Annotated in this window: 6 protein-coding genes; 4 read left to right on the top strand and 2 right to left on the bottom strand. The window is 35.4% G+C overall.

The annotated features are described in order from the left end of the window. The 4 genes from AC1DJR_RS16965 to truA all read left to right on the top strand — a co-directional run. Positions 1-406, top strand: a 406-nt coding sequence (locus AC1DJR_RS16965; protein ID WP_477003083.1) for a polysaccharide deacetylase family protein, incomplete at its 5' end; no start/stop codon positions are given. Positions 407-465: 59 nt separating this feature from the next. Then, positions 466-1,329, top strand: coding sequence for a DNA-3-methyladenine glycosylase family protein (locus tag AC1DJR_RS16960; protein ID WP_002125025.1), 864 nt, complete (start codon positions 466-468; stop codon positions 1,327-1,329). Positions 1,330-1,339: 10 nt separating this feature from the next. Continuing rightward, entirely contained in the window at positions 1,340-2,719 is a 1,380-nt protein-coding gene (gene rlmD, locus AC1DJR_RS16955) for a 23S rRNA (uracil(1939)-C(5))-methyltransferase RlmD (RefSeq protein ID WP_002029595.1), read from the top strand. 83 nt (positions 2,720-2,802) lie between these two features. Next, positions 2,803-3,540, top strand: a complete 738-nt coding sequence (truA, locus tag AC1DJR_RS16950; RefSeq protein ID WP_059037366.1) for a tRNA pseudouridine(38-40) synthase TruA — start codon at positions 2,803-2,805, stop codon at positions 3,538-3,540. A 52-nt stretch (positions 3,541-3,592) separates the two neighbouring features. Here truA and AC1DJR_RS16945 read toward each other — a convergent pair whose 3' ends face one another. Next, positions 3,593-3,790 carry a hypothetical protein gene (locus AC1DJR_RS16945; protein ID WP_002140273.1) on the bottom strand — a complete coding sequence of 66 codons (198 nt, stop codon included), beginning with the start codon at positions 3,788-3,790 and terminating at the stop codon, positions 3,593-3,595. A gap of 81 nt (positions 3,791-3,871) precedes the next feature. Next, positions 3,872-5,055, bottom strand: a 1,184-nt coding sequence (locus AC1DJR_RS16940; protein ID WP_477003082.1) for a sigma-54 interaction domain-containing protein, incomplete at its 5' end; no start/stop codon positions are given.

The raw sequence follows: 5,055 nt of genomic DNA, 5'->3' as shown, positions 1-5,055 counted from the left end.
TTCTTGGAGTCATCCAGATTTTACAACAGTAAATGATGCAAAACTTCGTGAAGAATTAACGAGCGTAACGGAAGAGATTAAAAAAGTTACTGGGCAAAAAGAAGTGAAATATGTACGCCCTCCGCGAGGCGTGTTTAGTGAAAGAACGCTAGCGCTTACGAAAGACATGGGATATTATAACGTGTTTTGGTCGCTTGCATTTCTTGATTGGAAAGTAGATCAGCAAAGAGGATGGCAATACGCTCATAATAATGTAATGACTATGATTCATCCAGGATCTGTTTTGTTACTTCATGCAATATCAAAAGATAATGCAGAAGCACTTGCGAAAATCATTGATGATTTGCGCAAGAAAGGGTATCATTTTAAAAGCCTAGATGATTTAGTAAAAAGCAATCAACCGTAAGCATGTATGCTTGCGGTTTTCTCATGCTATAATGATGTGTAAAAAGGATGGGGAAACGTATGTGGAGCGAACATGTTACGTTAGAATATCCGTACCATTTTGAGGAAGTACTAAAGCGTTTATCTTTCGACCCGTTAAACGTTATTCAATTAGACGAGAAAGTAATTTATGTCCCGCTTTTTATAGACGAAGAACAGATTGTTGTTCGTTTGCAAGGGATTGGTACTGTTCAAAATCCACAGTTTTGGATCTCTAGTCAGGCAGGAGATCAAGAGAAAGTAATGAAACGAATGAGATCCATTTTTCACTGGAATGAACCGTTTCAAAATATACAAAATCATTTTTTAAACACATCATTACGTCCACTATTTGAAACATATGCTTATACTCCAATTATTTTAGAATTTGATTATTTCGCTTGTCTTCTTCGCTGTATTATTCATCAACAAATAAATTTGAAATTTGCTACTGTGCTAACAGATCAATTTGTAAAACGATATGGGACAGAGAAGAACGGCGTTTTCTTTTTCCCAACACCAGAAAGAGTAGCAAACATTTCAATAGAAGAATTGAGAGAGCAGAAGTTTAGTCAGCGAAAAGCCGAATATATAGTAGGATTAGCAAAACATATTGTAGGCGGTAAATTAGATTTAGCAAGGATACAAAACGAAACAGAAGAAGAAGTATCGGCACAATTGTTACCAATAAGGGGTATTGGAGCATGGACAGTGCAAAACTTTTTAATGTTTGGGCTTGGTCGGAAAAATATGTTTCCAAAAGCAGACATTGGAATTCAGCGCGCAGTGCAAGGTGTATTTCAATTAGATAATAAGCCTGATGATGCATTTTTAGAAAAAGTGAAACAAGAGTGTGAACCATATTGCAGTTATGCAGCGTTATATTTATGGAAAAGTATAGAGTAGAGGTGTAATAATGATACAAAAGCAACAAGAGAGTAAGTTGGAAGTTGGTCAAACGTTTCCTGTGACAATTAAACGTCTTGGGATTAACGGAGAAGGCGTTGGTTATTTTAAGAGACAAGTTGTTTTCATTCCAGGGGCATTACCAGGAGAAGAAGTTGTTGCTGAAGCAACGAAAATTCAGCGTGGCTTCGCTGAAGCGAAAGTGAAAAAAGTTCGTAAATCMTCACCACATCGTGTGAAAGCACCATGTTCAGTATATGAGGAGTGTGGTGGCTGTCAATTGCAGCATTTRGATTATAAAGAACAATTAAATCAAAAGCGTGATATCGTTGTACAAGCATTTGAGAAGTACATGAATAACAGTCTGGAAGAGAAAATTCGTCCGACGCTTGGTATGGAAAATCCATGGCATTATCGTAATAAAAGTCAATTGCAAGTGGGACGTAAAGACGAAAAGGTTATTACAGGGTTATATAAGCAAAACTCACATCAGTTAATTGATATTTCTCATTGCATGATTCAACATAAAGCAACGAATGAAGCGACAAAAGTTGTAAGACGTATATTAGAAAAATTAAATGTTTCTATTTACAATGAGAAAAAACAAAAAGGTTTAGTACGCACAATTGTGACACGTACTGCAGTTCAAACAGGGGAAGTGCAAGTCACACTTATTACAACAAAAGAAGAATTACCAAATAAAGATCAATTTATCGCAGAAGTGCAAAAACAAATGCCAAGTGTTAAATCAATTATGCAAAACGTAAACTGGCGTAAAACATCTGTTATTTTCGGTGATAAAACATTTAAATTAGCTGGAAAAGAAGTAATTCAAGAAACACTAGGTGATTTATCATTTGAATTATCAGCACGCGCATTCTTCCAATTAAATCCAGAACAAACAGTTGTTTTATACGATGAAGCGAAAAAAGCAGCTGCTTTAACAGGAAACGAGAAGATTGTGGATGCGTATTGTGGTGTCGGTACGATTGGACTTTGGCTTGCGAATGATGCAGCGGAAGTACGTGGTATGGATGTAATTCCAGAAGCGATTGAAGATGCAAAGAAAAATGCAAAACGCCACGGATTCACAAATGCAAAGTATGAAGCTGGTAAAGCGGAACAATGGTTACCAAAGTGGGTAAAAGAAGGCTGGCGTCCAGATGTCATTGTTGTCGACCCACCGCGTACAGGTTGTGATGATAAATTACTTGAAACGATTTTAAAAGTGAAACCGAAACAAGTTGTTTACGTGTCTTGTAACCCTTCCTCATTAGCACGTGATGTGGAAACATTAATGGAGAGCTATGAAGTGGAGTATGTACAACCAGTTGATATGTTCCCGCATACAGCTCATGTAGAAAATGTAGTGAAACTTGTTAGAAAGTAACATTCAATAAGGATATGTCCCTCACAAAGCAAGAGCTATGTGAGGGTATATTTTATTTAGCGAATGGAAGTAAGGAGAATATAATGAACAATTATAAATTGACGATTCAATATGATGGTGCGCGTTATAAAGGGTGGCAACGTCTTGGTAATAATGACAATACGATTCAGGGGAAAATCGAAAGTATAATATCTGAAATGGTCGGAAAAGAAATTGAAATTATCGGCTGTAGTAGAACGGATGCTGGTGTACACGCTTTGAATCAAGTAGCTAACTTTCAAAGTGATGAGAAGTTAGTAGAACATAAAGTGAAAAAGTATTTAAATCAATATTTACCAAATGATATTAGTATTACGAGTGTAGAAGAAGTACCAGATCGTTTCCATGCTCGTTACAATTCTAAAGCAAAAACATATCTTTATAAAATTTGGAATGAAGAGCATACGAACCCATTTATGCGTAAATACAGCATGCACGTGAATAAACAATTAAATGTGAAAAGCATGAAAGAAGCTGCGAAACATTTAGTTGGTTCACATGACTTCACTGCCTTTTCAAATGCAAAGTCTAAGAAAAAATCTATGGTTCGAGAAGTGTATACACTTGATGTTTCCGAAGAATCAGGATTTGTACAAATTAGAGTAAGTGGTAACGGATTCCTTCATAACATGGTGCGGAAAATTGTTGGAGCATTAATTGAAGTTGGATTAGGGCAATTAGAGGTGGACGCAATTCCAAACATTTTAGAGGAAAAACAACGTAATCAAATTAATTGTCTTGCTGAGGCGAGTGGATTGTATTTGGAGAATGTTGAATTTTAATAATAAGTAAAAAAATCGAGCTGATAAGGCTCGATTTTTTTGCACTCTGAAATTAAGAAGATTTCTCTTTCTTCATACGTAGCTTCAAATTCCAAAAAGCAGCAAGCATAATAGCTGCAAAGGAGCCGCTAATTGTGCCTAAGAGCTTTGCATGAGGAAAGCTGCTCATATCAATGAATAGCATTATACATAGAATGGTAGGGAAAAGACCTAAGTAGTGTAATAACTTCAACTTCTTATCATTACTCATATACATTGCCCCTTTCTAGCATATTATACGTTTATTACAACATATTTTACCAGTTTCTTTACACTTGGAGAAAGATTCATTTCATATGTGTAAGTGCAATTTTTTAATTCGATATTGTAAGTTTTGTCTACTCAATCCTAAAAATTTTGCGGCTTGTGAGATATTACCTTTATTTTCTTTAAGAATTTGATGGATATATTTCTTTTCCATTTCTTCGATTATACGTTTTAAAGTTTGTGGCGTATCAGTATTGTGACTAGTTAGYGGAGTCTGCATATTSAGTTCCTTTTTTGCTAGTTCGCGAAAGTGCGTTGGCATATGGAACGCTGTAATGATATCTTYATCTTCTATTAAGTTCATGGAKCCTTCAATTATATGTTCTAGTTCTCTCACATTACCAGGCCAATCGTATTTATAGAAGAAGTTATTTACGTTTAAATCTACATCTTTTACGCTAAGATCAAATTGGATATTGTATTTTTCAATAAAGTGTTGAACAAGATATGCAATATCTTCTTTTCGTTCCCGTAAAGGTGGAAGACATAAAGTAACAACGCTTAATCGGTAATATAAGTCTTGTCTTAATCGATTGTGTGCTATGGCTTCAAGAGGATCTTCATTAATAGTTGCTATAATACGAACATCAATTTCTTTTTCTTGTGCCCCCCCAATTCTTCGTATTGTTTTCTCTTGTATAGCACGCAATAATTTAGCTTGAAGTGCTGGGCTTAATGAGTTGATTTCATCTAATAACAAAGTTCCCCCATTTGCCTCTTCAAATAAACCAGGTTTATCTATTGCTCCTGTAAAAGCACCTCGATTTGTACCAAATAGTAAACTTTCCATTAAGGTTTCTGGTATAGCGGCACAGTTTTGCGAAATAAATGGTTTTGTTGAACGCTGGCTTTCATTATGGATGCTTTGCGCAAATAGCTCTTTACCGGTCCCTGTTTCCCCGATGATAAGTATGGAGGATGGCGTACGTATCACTCTCTTTGCTTCTGTAATGACCGATTGAATAGCTCTAGAATCACCAATTATGTGATCAAAGGTAAACTTAGTATTTTGTTTTCGAGAAAGGTTCGTTTTCATTGTTTGCTTTAAATGACTAATCTCTTTTGAAATTTCAATAGCGCCTTTAATTTTTCCATTTTCTATTATAGGAAAAGTATCGTTAATCGTCGTAATCTCTTGTCCTTTATTGTTAAAATACGTTTGTTTTATATTTTTGTTTGTTTTTCCAAGTTTTAAAGCCTCTATAAGAG

The sequence above is a fragment of the Bacillus sp. 05T31 genome (genome assembly GCF_056396725.1).
The sequence above is the reverse complement of the archived record's forward strand: the minus strand, read 5'-3'. Positions and strand labels throughout refer to the sequence as shown.